Origin of the sequence: Marinobacter sp. ES-1, from assembly GCF_000475255.1 — a bacterium.
GTDB lineage: Bacteria > Pseudomonadota > Gammaproteobacteria > Pseudomonadales > Oleiphilaceae > Marinobacter > Marinobacter vinifirmus.
Window position 1 is genome coordinate 35,811 of record NZ_AXBV01000063.1, and the last position, 13,035, is coordinate 48,845.

Sequence of the window (13,035 nt, forward strand, 5' to 3'; positions counted from 1 at the left end):
CTGCCACGGGCAGTCCTTATCTTTTCATTTTTCCGTGTTTTTCCGTGGCTGAAAAAAGTCAGTCTGTCCACGCAGCCCACTGGTCTGCGTTAAAGCCCACGCTTACCTCGTCGCCCCGCTCAACTACCGGGCGTTTGATGATGGAGGTGTTCTCCAGCATGATCTGGTGGGCACTTTGGGCGCTAATGGTATCACGAACCTCATCCGGAAGTTTCCGCCAGGTGGTGCCGCGTTTGTTGATCAGCGCTTCCCAACCTAGGGCCTGTTCCCACTGGCTCAGCTTCTCGCTGGAGAGGCCGTCTTTCTTGAAGTCGTGGAACTCGTAGGCGATGCCGTTTTCGTCCAGCCACTTGCGGGCTTTTTTGACGGTGTCGCAGTTTTTGATGCCGTATAGTTTCATGGTTTAGGGCCTTTTTTGCCACGGAATCCACGGAAGGGCACGGAAAGAAAAGACGAAAAGATTATTTTTGCCACGAAATCCACTAAAAAACACGAACAAAGATGACGGATAAAAACTAAAAAATTCTTTGTCTTTCCTTTCGTGTTCTTTCGTGGATTTCGTGGCAAAACAGTCTTTATCTTTTCATTTTTCCGTGTCCTTCCGTGTATTCCGTGGCTAATCAATTCTGTTTAACAAACTCCACAATCCGCCGAGCCGCCTCCACACACTCCTCCAGCGGTGCCACCAGGGCCATGCGTACGCGGTTTTCGCCGGGGTTGTGGCCATCTACGGTGCGGGAGAGGTAGCGCCCGGGCAGTACGTGTACGTTCTGCCGGGCGGATAGTTCACGGGCGAAGGTTTCGTCGCTCATGGGCGTTTCCGGCCATAGATAAAAACCGGCATCCGGGAAGTCTACGTTCATCACTTCGCGCAGGATGGGCACCACGGCCTCGAACTTGGCCCGGTAGGCGGCACGGTTCTCCCGTACGTGGTCTTCGTCGTTCCAGGCAGCGATGCTGGCTAGCTGGTTGTGAACGGGCATGGCGCAGCCGTGGTAGGTGCGGTATTTCAGGTAGCTGGCCAGTACCTCGGCGTCGCCAGCCACAAATCCGGAGCGGAGGCCCGGCAGGTTGCTGCGCTTGGACAGGCTATGGAACACCACGCAGCGTTTGAAGTCGTGCCGGCCGATGGCGGCGCAGGTTTGCAGCAGGCCTTCGGGCGGGTTGGCTTCGTCCGGGTAGAGTTCGGAGTAGCATTCGTCGGAGGCGATCAGGAAATCGTGGCGGTCGGCCAGTTCGATCACTTTCAGCAGGGTTTCCCGGGGAATCACGGCACCGCTGGGGTTGCCGGGGGAGCACAGGAACAGGATCTGGCAGTCCTTCCAGACCGATTCCGGAACCGCATCGAAGTCCGGAATAAAGCCGTTGCTTGCGTCGCAGGGCAGGTAGACCGGATCGGCACCGGCCAGGAACGCTGCGCCTTCATAAATCTGGTAAAACGGGTTTGGGCTGACCACGGTTGCTGGCTTGCTGGAATCTGCAACCGCCTGCACCAGGGCAAAGATACCCTCGCGGGTACCGTTAACTGGCACCACGTGTTTTGCCGGGTCCAGTGTGCCCTCGGCCAGCTGGAACCGGCGGCTGGCCCAGTTGGCGATGGCTTGGCGTAGCTCGTCCAGGCCTTTGGTGGTCGGGTAGTTGGCGAGTTTGTCCAGGTTGTCGGCAATCACCTGTTTAACAAAGGCGGGTGACGGGTGTTTGGGTTCGCCGATGCCCAGTGAAATCGGTGCAAGGTGCTCCGGCACGCTGATGCCGGCTTTCAGTTTGGCCAGCTTTTCAAAGGGGTAGGGGTGCAGTCTTTCCAGGTTTGGATTCATTGAATATCGTCCAGCATTTTACTCATGTGCTGTTGTAGGGCCTGGCATACGTTCGGGTCGCTCAGGGGTTTACCGTGTTCGTCGGTAATAAAGAAAACGTCCTCTACCCGTTCGCCCAGGGTGGCAATCTTGGCGTTGGTCAGGCGCACCCGGTGTTCCAGTAATACCTGGCCAATCCGTGCCAGCAGGCCCGGACGGTCGGGGGTGATGACTTCCATCACCGTGCGCTGATTAATGGTGTCGTTGGAGAAAGTCACTTCGGTAGGAAATGCGAAGTGCTTCAACTGGCGCGGAGTGCGCCGGTGGATGATGTCGGGGTAGTCTTCCGGATCGTCCAGTTCTTCGATCAGCCGCTTGCGAACCCGCTCTTTGCGGGCCGGGTCAACACCCAACGGCTGGCCCTGCTCGTCCAGCACCACGTAGGAGCTGATGGAGTAGGGGCCTTCACTGGAGTTGATGCGGGCGTCGACAATGTTCAGGTTCAGCTGTTCCAGTACCGCGGTGGTGGCGGCAAACAGGGCGACCCGGTCTTTCATATAGATGATGATTTGCGAATAGCCGTCTGTGGGGCCACCCCGGGTGTCGCGGATCAGTACCAGCGGGTCCGGGTTGTCGCCGTGGCGGATAATCGCGGCGGTTTGCCAGGCGATATCCACGGTGGAATCCTGCAGGAAATATTCCTCATCGACCGTGTCCCAGATTTTGTCGATCTGTTCGTTAGTCATGTTCTGGGCGCGCAGGATTTCCCGGGCCTCTTCGCGGGTGGCGTCTATCCAGGCCTGGCGGTCTACCGGGGTATCGATACCCCGGCGCAGGGCTCGCTTGGCTTCGATATACAGTTGGCGCAACAGCGAGGCGCGCCAGGTGTTCCAGAGTTTCGGGTTGGTGGCACTGATGTCGCACACCGTGAGGATGTACAGGTAATCCAGGTGCGCCTGGCTGGGCATGGCCCGGGCGAAGGCCTGGATGATATCCGGATCGGAAATGTCCTTGCGCTGGGCGGTCATGGACATGAACAGGTGGTTCTCCACCAGCCAGGAAATCAGCTGGGTATCCCGTTCGCTCAGGTGATGACGCTGGCAGAAGGCCTCGGCATCAATAGCGCCCAGTTCGGAATGGTCACCGCCCCGGCCCTTGGCCACATCGTGGTACAGGCCGGCAATGTAAAGGGTATCCAGCTTGGGCAGCCGATGAATCAGGCGCGAGGCCAGGGGGTATTCGCTCTGGGCCTCGGTGCCGGTCACTCGCACCATGTTGCGGATTACCCGCATGGTGTGGGCGTCCACGGTATAAATATGGAACAGGTCGTGCTGCATCTGGCCGATGATCTGGCCAAACTCCGGCAGGTAGCGGCCCAGCACGTTGTACTTTTTCATGGCGGACAGGGTCTGGTCCAGCGCATGGGGCGTGCGCATCAGTTCCATGAACAGGGTAGTGACAGCCAGGTCGTTACGGAAGGCGTCGTCAATCAGGTGCCGGTGCGCCCGCAGTGAACGGATGGTGGTGGCGCGAATGCCCTTGATCTCCGGATGCTGCGCCATCAGCACAAAGATTTCCATGATGGCGTAGGGGGCGTAGGCGAACACCTGGTTGTTGATGGCTTCTATATACAGGTTGCGCATCTGGAAGCGCTTGTTGAGCGGGCGGATTTCGTCTTCCGTGCCGCTGCCGATAATCGCTTCGTCGTAATACTGCAAAAGCACATCGGTGATTTCAGCCAGGGCCAGCACCGTACGGTAGTACTGTTGCATCATCAGTTCGACGCCCAGCCGCTTGCCCTGGTCCTGGTAGCCCAGCATCTGGGCCAGTGCCCGCTGGTGGTCGAACAGCAGGCGGTTCTCGTTGCGGTCGGCAATCAGCTGCAAGCCATAGCGCAGGCGCCACAGGAAGGTTTCGCCTTCGTGCAGAATCTGGTGCTCTTCCTCGGTGAGGATGCTGAAGCGGGTCAGGTCCGCGATGCTTTGCAGGCCGAAGTGGCGTTTGGTAATCCAGCCGATGGTCTGGATGTCCCGCAGGGCGCCCGGGGAGCCTTTTACGTTGGGCTCCAGGTTGTACTCGGTGTCGCCGTATTTCTTGTGGCGTTGCTGCTGCTCTTCCCGCTTGGCCACAAAGTAGGCCTTGTCGGAACTCACCTCGTCGGAGTAGGCCTGTTCGCTCAAGGCTTGCCGCAGGCTGTCTGGCCCGGCAATGGTACGGGTTTCCAGCAGGTTGGTAAGTATCGAGATATCTTCCCGTGCGGCGGAGATGGATTCGTCCATGCTGCGCACGCTGTGGCCGATATCGAGTTTCAGGTCCCACAGCAGGGTAATGAAGGCGCCCAGATCGTCCTGCCACTCGGGCGCCATGCCCTCGCGGGTGAGGATCAGCAGGTCAATATCGGAGTGGGGGTGCAGTTCGCCCCGGCCGTAGCCACCTACGGCAATCAGGGCGATGTCTTCGGAGCGGGCGAACGGATATCGATTCCAGATCAGCCGGAGTACGGTGTCTACGGTGTCGGCCCTTGAGCGAACCAGGGCCCGGACGTCTGCGCCCTCGCGGAATGCATCGGCATCGGCGTCGTAACTCTCCCGCAGTAATTGCCGGGCCGCGGAGACCGGTGAGCGGTCGTTGCTGATGCGGGACTCCAGCTCACTCCGGTCCACTTAGAAGGACTCTTCCGATCGCTTGGTCAGTACTTCGTGGCCATCGGCAGTTACCAGGATGGTGTGTTCCCACTGGGCAGACAGTTTGTGGTCCTTGGTCACGGCGGTCCAGCCGTCGGCCAGCATCTTGGTGTGGTACTTGCCCTGGTTTAGCATGGGTTCGATGGTGAAGGTCATGCCTTCTTTCAGTTCCAGGCCGGTTCCGGGCTTACCGTAATGCATCACCTGTGGCTCTTCGTGGAATACCGCGCCAATGCCATGGCCGCAGTAATCCCGAACGATCGAGTAACGGTGTTTCTCGGCGTGCTGCTGGATCACATGGCCGATGTCGCCCAGGCGTGCGCCCGGCTTGACCAGTTCGATACCTTTATAGAGGCACTCCTGGGTAATCTGGATCAGTCGCTCGGTGCCGGGCTTGGGCTTGCCGACAACCCACATCTTGCTGGTGTCGCCGTGGTAGCCATCTTTAATAACCGTCACGTCGATATTAATGATGTCGCCGTCTTTCAGTACTTTCTTGTCTGAAGGGATGCCGTGGCAGACAACGTGGTTGACCGAGGTGCAGATAGACTTCGGAAATCCCTTGTAATTGAGCGGGGCCGGAATGGCTTTCTGCTCGTTCACAATGTAGTCGTGGCAGATGCGGTCGAGTTCTTCGGTGGTTACGCCGGGCTTCACGTGCTCGCCGATCATCTCCAGAACTTCAGCAGCCAGGCGGCCGGCTACGCGCATCTTTTCGATTTCTTCGGGGGTCTTGATAGATACCTGCATCGGACTTCCTGTTGATTTGCGTCAAACAGCCATTTTAAGGGGCATGGGGGTAAGGTACAAGGCGGGGTGGTGCTATGGATGCCATAGCTCCCGGTTAAGTTGCGGGGCAAAAATAATGGCGTGCGGCAGGTGCTTTGTGGTATAAACGCGCCCGCTGGAAACGAATCCGGCAAATTCACACACGTGTCAGCACGTTGTCCCAGGGTGCCGGTACCTGCTAGCAGCTCACATAATGCGCTTGCAGAGACTGGTTGGGGCAATCGGACGCGTGGAGGTCTAACCCGAAGCTAAAAGGTAAATATCATGGCTCAGGTAAATATGCGTGACCTGCTGAAAGCAGGTGCTCACTTTGGTCACCAGACTCGTTACTGGAACCCGAAAATGGGCAAGTTCATTTTCGGTGCCCGCAACAAGATTCACATCATCAACCTGGAGCAGACTGTTCCGGCCATGAATGAAGCCCTGAACTTCATTCAGTCCCTGGCTGAGAACAAGAACAAGATCCTGTTCGTTGGCACCAAGCGTGCTGCCGCCAAGATCATCAAGGAAGAAGCCGAGCGTTCCGGCCAGCCGTTCGTTAACCACCGCTGGTTGGGTGGCATGCTGACCAACTACAAGACCATCCGTCAGTCTATCCGTCGCTACCGTGACCTGGAAGCCCAGAGCAAAGACGGTACTTTCGACAAGCTGACCAAGAAAGAAGCCCTTGAGCGTACCCGTGAAATGGACAAGCTCGAGCGTTCCATTGGTGGTATCAAGGATATGGGCGGCCTGCCTGACGCGCTGTTCGTTATCGACGTAGACCACGAGCGTATCGCCATCAAGGAAGCCAACAAGCTGGGCATTCCTGTAATCGGCGTTGTTGATACCAACAGCGATCCGGACGGCGTTGACTACGTGATCCCGGGTAACGATGACGCCATCCGCGCCATCCAGATCTACGTGAAGGCTGTTGCTGATACCTGTCTGGAAGCTTCCCAGTCTGCAGGCGGTGCTGACGAGTTTGTTGAAGTCAGCGAGAACGCCGAAGGCGCTGCTCCGGCTGCCGAGTAACACTTAAACTTCACGTTTGAGTTGTAAGGTATGCCCGCCTGTTTATCCGGGCATACCTCCCCACCGAATTCGGAAACGATTTAAGAGGATTGAACATGGCTGCAATTACCGCTGCAATGGTCAAAGAGCTGCGTGAGCGTACCGGCCTTGGCATGATGGAATGCAAAAAGGCACTGGTTGAAGCGGGTGGCGACGTTGACGCTGCAATCGAAGAGCTGCGTAAGTCTTCCGGCCTGAAAGCCGCCAAGAAGGCTGGCCGTACCGCTGCTGAAGGCGTGTCTCTGGTAAAAGTGTCTGACGACAACACCGTTGCCTACATTCTGGAAGTGAACTCCGAGACTGACTTCGTTGCTCGTGACGACAACTTCATGGGCTTCGCTAACGACGTTCTGAACGTTGCTTTCGAAAAAGGCGAAACCGACGTTGCAGCCCTGATGGCTGGCGATCTGGAAGCCAAGCGTGAAGCGCTGGTTCAGAAGATCGGCGAGAACATCACTGTTCGTCGTATCATCAAGGTTGAAGGCCCGGTTGTAGGTGGCTACGTTCACAGCAACAACAAGATTGCTTCTGTTGTAGCTCTGAGCGCCGGTAACGAAGAGCTGGCCCGCGACATCGCCATGCACGTTGCTGCTGTTAACCCGCGCGTTGGCAAGCCGGACGAAATGCCTGCCGAAGAGCTGGAAAAAGAGAAGGAAATCATTAAGGCCCAGCCGGACATGGAAGGCAAGCCTGCAGAGATCATTGAAAAGATGATGGGTGGCCGTATCAAGAAGTTCCTGGCTGAGAACAGCCTGGTTGAGCAGCCGTTCGTCAAGAACCCTGACCAGAAAGTGGGTGATCTGATCAAGGCCGCCGGTGGCGACCTGGTTGGCTTCGTTCGCCTGGAAGTGGGTGAAGGCATCGAGAAAGAAGAAGTGGATTTCGCCGCTGAAGTGGCTGCTGCCGCTGGCACAGGCAAGGCCTGATCCCTCTTCCCGGCCCGGTCGCGCAAAGCGGCAGGGCTACCTGAGTCTGCCACGTCAGCCGGGTTTTCCCGGCTTTCGTGGCGGGCTTGTATCTGAGATACCCCTTTTTCGAGGAGTATGTCAGATACAAGCCTGCAGCGGGTTTGATACCGGATAGCCAACAGACGAGAAGGGGATCACCATGTCGACATCTTCAAAAACCCAGCCCAGATACAAGCGCGTTCTGCTCAAACTCAGTGGTGAAGCCCTGATGGGCGAGCACGATTTCGGTATTGATCCCAAAGTTCTTGACCGCATGGCCCTGGAAATCGGTGCCCTGATAGGCATTGGTGTTCAGGTGGGGCTGGTGATTGGTGGTGGTAACCTGTTCCGTGGCGCCGCACTGAGCGCTGCCGGCCTGGACCGCGTAACCGGCGACCACATGGGTATGCTGGCCACGGTGATGAACGGCCTGGCCATGCGTGACGCCCTGGAACGCTCCAACATTCGTACCCGCGTTATGTCTGCCATCCCCATGAGTGGTATTGTTGAACATTACGACCGCCGCCGCGCCGTGCGCGACCTGAAAGAAGGCGACGTGGTGATCTTCAGCGCCGGCACCGGTAACCCGTTCTTTACCACGGATTCGGCGGCCTGCCTGCGCGGTATCGAGATCGAAGCAGATGCGGTGCTCAAGGCCACCAAGGTGGATGGCGTATACTCTGCCGATCCCAATCTTGATCCTACCGCAGTAAAATATGACCACCTGACCTACGATGAGGTTCTGGAAAAGAAATTGGGTGTGATGGATCTGACAGCCATCGTCCTCGCCCAGGACCACGGTATGCCGCTGCGGGTTTTCAACATGAACCAGCCCGGCGTTCTTACCCGCATTGTGACGGGTGAGAGAGAAGGCACACTGATTGAATAACGAATTGAGGATTTTTACGTGATTAACGACATCAAAGCAGAAGCCGAAAAGAAAATGAAAAAGAGCCTGGAGGCTCTGGGTTCGGCGTTTAACAAAATCCGTACCGGCCGTGCCCATCCGGCCATTCTCGACAGCGTAATGGTGAACTACTACGGCCAGGAAACGCCCCTGAAGCAGGTGGCAAGCGTGAACGTAGAAGATAACCGTACCCTGTTGGTGGCGCCCTGGGAAAAGAACCTGGTACCGACCATCGAAAAAGCCATCATGATGTCTGACCTGGGCCTGAACCCGTCCACCAATGGCGACGCCATTCGCGTACCCATGCCCATGCTGACCGAAGAAACCCGTAAGGAAATGGTCAAGCAGGCCAGGGCCGATGCCGAGCACGGCCGGGTTTCTATCCGTAACGCCCGTCGGGACGCCAACAGCATGCTGAAGGATTTGCTGAAGGACAAGGACATCAGTGAAGACGACCAGCGCCGCGGCGAAGAAGAAATCCAGAAGCTGACCGACAAGCACATCGCTGAAGTCGACAAGCTGCTGAAGGTGAAGGAAGAGGACCTGATGGCGGTATAATCGCCCGGGTCTGTTCAGAGCAGAATGAGCGGCGGCTGGATGTCCGCCGCGCAGAGGATTTCATGACGGGACAAGTAACCGCAGAAATTCCGGTGGAGGCAGACAGCCGCCCCCGGCACGTGGCCATTATCATGGATGGCAATAACCGCTGGGCCAAGGCGCACCGGCTCAAGGGAGTGGCAGGCCACAAGGCCGGCGTGGATGCGGTGAAAGCCGTGGTAGAAACCTGTGCCCGGCAAGGTGTGGAAGTGCTCACCCTGTTTGCGTTTTCCAGTGAGAACTGGCGTCGTCCGAAAGACGAGGTTTCGGCGCTGATGCGCCTGTTCCTGATTGCCCTGGAACGGGAAGTCCGCAAGCTGCACCGGAATAACATTCGCCTTCGCATTATCGGCGACCGCTCCGCGTTTAATTCGACCCTCCAGGAACACATGGAGCGGGCCGAAACGCTCACCCGTGACAATACCGCCATGACCCTGGTGATCGCCGCCAATTACGGCGGCCACTGGGATATCACCGAGGCCACCCGGCAAGTGGCCCAAAAAGTGCGCGCTGGCGAGCTGGAAGCTTCAGATATCACTGATGACCTGATCCAGCAGCACCTGAGTATCGGTGACCTGCCCATGCCTGACTTGCTGATCCGTACAGCTGGCGAGCAGCGCATCAGCAATTTCCTGTTGTGGCACCTGGCGTACACCGAGTTCTATTTCTCTGAGGTGTTCTGGCCGGACTTCAAGGCCGATCAAATGCAGAAGGCACTGGAAGCCTACGCCGGGCGCAAGCGCCGGTTCGGGCAAACCGATGACCAGATCGCCGCCCGCGCCACAAAACAATAACGATATAGCGACCAACACCGTGTTAAAAACCCGAATTATTACCGCGCTTATCCTGGCTCCTATCGCGATTGGCGGAATTTTCTTCCTGCCTCCGGCGAGCTTCGCCCTGTTTACTGGTGCCATTATCTCCCTTGGCGCCTGGGAGTGGGCCAATATGTCCGGTATCGAAGGCCAGCCGGGGCGCGTGATTTATGCCCTGATCATGGCGGGGCTTCTGGCCGTGATCTGGCAGTTGCAGGTGCCGGCCATAACAGTTCTCTGGCTCGCCCTGCTCTGGTGGCTGGTGTGCTTCGGGCTGGTAAGCCGTTACCCGGCGGGCTCCGATCGCTGGGGTGCCGTGCCGCTACGGGCCCTGATGGGGCTGTTTGTGCTGGTTCCCGCCTGGGTAGGGCTGAACCATCTGCGTACCGGCAGCTTTCAGTTCGGTGAGCTGACCAATAACCTGCTGGCCATTCTCTATATCTTCCTGGTGGTCTGGGTAGCGGATATCGGCGCCTATTTTGCCGGCCGGGCCTTCGGCAAGGCGAAGCTGGCGCCGAAAGTGAGCCCCGGTAAATCCTGGGCTGGCGTGTGGGGCGGCCTGGCGGCGGTTGCTGCCCTGGCAGTGGCGGCCAGCCTGGTTGCCGGTGCTGGTGCCGTGCAAACCGTTCTGCTGGTGCTGGCAAGCCTCGTTACCGGCCTGGTATCGGTGCTGGGGGATTTGCTGGAAAGCATGCTCAAGCGCTTCCGTGGTATCAAAGACAGCAGCCAGTTGCTGCCCGGGCACGGTGGCATTATGGACCGTATTGACAGCCTTACTGCCGCGATTCCCGTCTTTGCCCTGATGATCACGCTGCTGGGCTGGTTGTCTACGGGTGTCTGGAATCTATGATCACACGCAGCATTACGGTACTGGGAGCAACAGGCTCAATTGGCCTGAGTACCCTGGATGTTATTCGGCGGCACCCGGAGCGTTTCTCGGTTCACGCCCTCACGGCGGGCACTCGTGCACCGGAATTAGCCGCGCTTTGCCGTGAATTCCGCCCCCGGGTAGCGGTGATGGCGGATGCTCGGGCGGCAGAGGAACTGGCTGGCCTGCTCGCTGATTGCCCTGACATTGACGTGCTCAGTGGCGAGCAAGGGCTTATCGACGTGGCAGCAGCCGAACAGGCCGACACCGTAATGGCTTCGATTGTCGGGGCTGCCGGGCTGGCGCCGACACTGGCGGCGGTGCGCGCTGGCAAACGAGTACTGCTGGCCAATAAAGAAGCCCTGGTGATGTCCGGCCAGCTCTTTATGGATGCCGTGGCTGAATCCGGTGCTGAATTGCTGCCTATCGATTCGGAACACAATGCCATCTTCCAGTGCATGCCGGCAGACAAGGTGCGTGATCCGCAAGCGGCTGGCATTACCCGCATTCTGCTCACCGCCTCCGGCGGGCCGTTCCGCACTTTGCCGGCCGAACAGTTGCGCTCGGTAACGCCTGCCCAGGCCTGTGCCCACCCCAACTGGTCCATGGGCCAGAAGATTTCCGTCGATTCCGCCACCCTGATGAACAAGGGCCTGGAGCTCATCGAGGCCTGCTGGCTGTTCAATACCTCGCCGGACAAGGTGGAGGTGCACGTTCACCCCGAAAGCATCATCCATTCCATGGTGGAGTATGCAGACGGCTCGGTGCTGGCGCAGTTGGGTAGCCCGGATATGCGAACTCCGATCGCCAATGGCCTGGCCTGGCCCGAGCGCATTGAAGCCGGGGTCGCTCCCCTGGACCTGTTCGCCATCGGCCGCTTTCACTTCGAGCGCCCGGATTTGCAGCGTTTTCCGTGCCTGAGGCTGGCTGCTGAAGCCTTCGCCACCGGTGGCACCGCGCCAGCTGTCCTCAACGCCGCTAACGAAGTGGCCGTGGCGGCATTCCTTGAAGGCGGGCTGTGCTTTGCGGACATCCCCGCTATCATAGAGCGAACACTGGCGGCCACCGAAGTGGTATCGGCGGACAGTTTCGATACCATCTTCCGGAAAGACGCCGAAGCCCGCGAACGGGCAATGGAACAGATTTGCCTTTTATCGGTCTGATTCCGGCGGGGCGTGTTGCGCCGGCTTTCAGTTATCAACCGGACAGTCTATGCAGATTATTCAAAGCGTACTGGCACTTGCACTAACCCTCGGTATTCTGGTGACGCTGCACGAGTTCGGCCATTTCTGGGTCGCTCGCCGCTGCGGAGTCAAAGTGCTGCGTTTCTCTGTGGGTTTCGGCAAGCCGCTGTTTTCCTGGTACGACCGTCACGGCACCGAATTTGCCGTAGCCGCCATCCCTCTTGGCGGCTACGTGAAAATGCTGGACGCCCGGGAAGGCCCTGTGCCGGCCGAACTCGAAGACCAGGCCTTCACCTCCAAGCCACCGTCCCAGCGCATTGCCATTGCGGCAGCAGGGCCCGTCGCCAACTTTATTTTCGCTATCTTCGCCTACTGGCTGATCAGTGTTGTGGGAGTGACCACGGTGGCGCCGATTGTTGGCGAAGTGGCGCCAGACAGCGTGGCCGAGCGCGCGGGCCTGCAGGAAGGTATGGAAATTCTGGGGGTGGATGGCCGCCAGGTGACGTCCTGGCGCGACGTGAACATGCGCCTGCTGGAGCGGGCGGGGGAGCAGGGCCCCATTTCGCTGGAAGTTTCCCGTGATGGTGCCCGTGGTACCTTTTCAGCCCCGCTGAACGGCTGGAACCTCAGCAACGATGAGCCCAATCCGCTGGCGGAATTCGGCATCACCCCCTGGCGCCCGGACGTACCGGCGGTGCTGGGTCAGATCAGTGAAGACGGCCGCGCCTCCATGGCGGGGTTGCAGCCCGATGACCGGGTTACCGCTGTAGACGGTGAGCCGGTGGCGGACTGGTTCGCGCTGGTAGATATCATTCGCGAGTCCCCGGAGCAGCAGCTGCAGTTAACCGTGGAGCGGAACGGGCAGACTCTGGATGTTCCGGTAACGCCGGCCACCAGAACGCTGGAAGACGGCCAGGACATCGGTTTTGTGGGCGCCGGGGTGCAGGCCATAAGCTGGCCGGATAGTGTGCTTCGTGAGATCAGCTACGGCCCGCTGGCGGCGATTCCCAATGCGCTTGAAGAAACCTGGGCCGACACCCGGCTGACACTGGTGGCCATCAAGAAGATGGTCACCGGCCTGTTGTCGCCCACTAATCTGAGCGGGCCGATCACCATTGCCCGGGTGGCGGAAGCCAGTGTCAGTTCCGGATTCGAGGATTTTGTCCGGTTCCTGGCGTATCTGAGTGTCAGCCTCGGGGTTTTGAACTTGCTGCCGGTTCCGGTTCTGGACGGTGGCCACATCGTGTATTACACCATCGAAGCCATCCGCCGGAAGCCGGTGTCGGAGCACGCGCAGGCGCTGGGATTACGAATTGGTATGGCTTTGATTCTGAGTTTAATGGTGTTTGCTCTTTACAACGACCTGATGCGGTTGTGAGAATTGCGGGCTCCTTA

Annotated in this window: 12 protein-coding genes; 8 read left to right on the forward strand and 4 right to left on the reverse strand. The window is 58.5% G+C overall.

Annotation, left to right across the window (positions count from 1 at the left end):
- Positions 1-58 precede the first annotated feature (58 nt).
- The 4 genes from Q668_RS12040 to map form a co-directional block, all read right to left on the reverse strand.
- The gene (locus tag Q668_RS12040) at positions 59-400 is read right to left on the reverse strand and encodes an ArsC family reductase (RefSeq protein ID WP_022989859.1); all 342 of its coding nucleotides are present in this window, start codon (positions 398-400) and stop codon (positions 59-61) included.
- Between the two features lie 220 nt (positions 401-620).
- Positions 621-1,817, reverse strand: a complete 1,197-nt coding sequence (gene dapC / locus Q668_RS12045) for a succinyldiaminopimelate transaminase (RefSeq protein ID WP_022989860.1) — start codon at positions 1,815-1,817, stop codon at positions 621-623.
- Positions 1,814-4,459, reverse strand: coding sequence for a [protein-PII] uridylyltransferase (locus Q668_RS12050; protein WP_022989861.1), 2,646 nt, complete (start codon positions 4,457-4,459; stop codon positions 1,814-1,816). Before Q668_RS12050 ends, dapC begins: the two co-directional genes overlap by 4 nt.
- Positions 4,460-5,230 (reverse strand): type I methionyl aminopeptidase, encoded by a 771-nt coding sequence (gene map, locus Q668_RS12055; RefSeq protein WP_022989862.1) that lies wholly within the window; start codon positions 5,228-5,230, stop codon positions 4,460-4,462.
- Positions 5,231-5,533: 303 nt separating this feature from the next.
- Here map and rpsB point away from each other — a divergent pair, with 303 nt between their 5' ends.
- From rpsB to rseP, 8 genes are all read left to right on the forward strand, one after another.
- Positions 5,534-6,283, forward strand: coding sequence for a 30S ribosomal protein S2 (gene rpsB / locus Q668_RS12060; RefSeq protein ID WP_022989863.1), 750 nt, complete (start codon positions 5,534-5,536; stop codon positions 6,281-6,283).
- A 95-nt stretch (positions 6,284-6,378) separates the two neighbouring features.
- Positions 6,379-7,248 (forward strand): translation elongation factor Ts, encoded by an 870-nt coding sequence (tsf, locus tag Q668_RS12065; RefSeq protein ID WP_022989864.1) that lies wholly within the window; start codon positions 6,379-6,381, stop codon positions 7,246-7,248.
- Between the two features lie 181 nt (positions 7,249-7,429).
- Positions 7,430-8,158 carry a UMP kinase gene (pyrH, locus tag Q668_RS12070; RefSeq protein WP_022989865.1) on the forward strand — a complete coding sequence of 243 codons (729 nt, stop codon included), beginning with the start codon at positions 7,430-7,432 and terminating at the stop codon, positions 8,156-8,158.
- 18 nt (positions 8,159-8,176) lie between these two features.
- On the forward strand, positions 8,177-8,734 hold the full coding sequence (gene frr / locus Q668_RS12075) for a ribosome recycling factor (protein ID WP_022989866.1): 558 nt from the start codon (positions 8,177-8,179) through the stop codon (positions 8,732-8,734).
- A 62-nt stretch (positions 8,735-8,796) separates the two neighbouring features.
- On the forward strand, positions 8,797-9,567 hold the full coding sequence (gene uppS / locus Q668_RS12080) for a polyprenyl diphosphate synthase (protein ID WP_022989867.1): 771 nt from the start codon (positions 8,797-8,799) through the stop codon (positions 9,565-9,567).
- A 19-nt stretch (positions 9,568-9,586) separates the two neighbouring features.
- Entirely contained in the window at positions 9,587-10,438 is an 852-nt protein-coding gene (locus tag Q668_RS12085; protein ID WP_036219900.1) for a phosphatidate cytidylyltransferase, read from the forward strand.
- A complete protein-coding gene (gene ispC, locus Q668_RS12090) occupies positions 10,435-11,619 on the forward strand; it encodes a 1-deoxy-D-xylulose-5-phosphate reductoisomerase (protein WP_022989869.1) in 1,185 nt (394 codons plus the stop codon). Before Q668_RS12085 ends, ispC begins: the two co-directional genes overlap by 4 nt.
- A 49-nt stretch (positions 11,620-11,668) precedes the next feature.
- Positions 11,669-13,018, forward strand: a complete 1,350-nt coding sequence (gene rseP / locus Q668_RS12095; RefSeq protein ID WP_022989870.1) for an RIP metalloprotease RseP — start codon at positions 11,669-11,671, stop codon at positions 13,016-13,018.
- Positions 13,019-13,035 lie beyond the last annotated feature (17 nt).

Excerpts from the sequence above, each read along its gene's own strand:
- map (WP_022989862.1), bottom strand. The coding sequence starts at position 5,230 with ATGCAGGTATCTATCAAGACCCCCGAAGAAATCGAAAAGATGCGCGTA.
- rpsB (WP_022989863.1), top strand. The coding sequence starts at position 5,534 with ATGGCTCAGGTAAATATGCGTGACCTGCTGAAAGCAGGTGCTCACTTT.
- tsf (WP_022989864.1), top strand. The coding sequence starts at position 6,379 with ATGGCTGCAATTACCGCTGCAATGGTCAAAGAGCTGCGTGAGCGTACC.
- pyrH (WP_022989865.1), top strand. The coding sequence starts at position 7,430 with ATGTCGACATCTTCAAAAACCCAGCCCAGATACAAGCGCGTTCTGCTC.
- ispC (WP_022989869.1), top strand. The coding sequence starts at position 10,435 with ATGATCACACGCAGCATTACGGTACTGGGAGCAACAGGCTCAATTGGC.
- rseP (WP_022989870.1), top strand. The coding sequence starts at position 11,669 with ATGCAGATTATTCAAAGCGTACTGGCACTTGCACTAACCCTCGGTATT.
- Q668_RS12040 (WP_022989859.1), bottom strand. The coding sequence starts at position 400 with ATGAAACTATACGGCATCAAAAACTGCGACACCGTCAAAAAAGCCCGC.
- dapC (WP_022989860.1), bottom strand. The coding sequence starts at position 1,817 with ATGAATCCAAACCTGGAAAGACTGCACCCCTACCCCTTTGAAAAGCTG.
- uppS (WP_022989867.1), top strand. The coding sequence starts at position 8,797 with ATGACGGGACAAGTAACCGCAGAAATTCCGGTGGAGGCAGACAGCCGC.